Source organism: Burkholderia sp. Bp8986, from assembly GCF_003854225.1.
GTDB lineage: Bacteria > Pseudomonadota > Gammaproteobacteria > Burkholderiales > Burkholderiaceae > Burkholderia.
The window spans coordinates 1-281 of sequence record NZ_QTQM01000234.1 but is presented as its reverse complement, the minus strand read 5'-3'; the positions used below and the strand labels follow the sequence as shown (position 1 = coordinate 281).

General features: G+C 57.3%; 1 pseudogene. It reads left to right on the top strand.

What is annotated here, in order from left to right:
* Positions 1-209: pseudogene (locus DID99_RS37035) on the top strand (IS5/IS1182 family transposase); the annotation flags it as partial.
* Between the last annotated feature and the right edge of the window lie 72 nt (positions 210-281).

Genomic DNA, 281 nt, shown 5'->3' with positions numbered 1-281 from the left:
TCGGTACCTCCGCCAACGTGTCGGATGTTTCGCAAGCGCATGCGTTGTTGCACGGTCACGAGCAAGAAGCGTTCGGCGCCGCGGGCTACATCGGCGTAGACAAGCGCGATGAAATGAGGAGCAAGTCCGTGAAGTGGCGCGTGGCGGACAAGCGAGGAAAGAACAAGGCGATGCAGGACGGTGCGCTGAAGGATCTGATGATCGGTATGCGATCCGTTAACGACGTCCTTGTCTAGAAATCGCTTCACTCTGATGCTACGTGTCCACGTGGACAGCTGGTA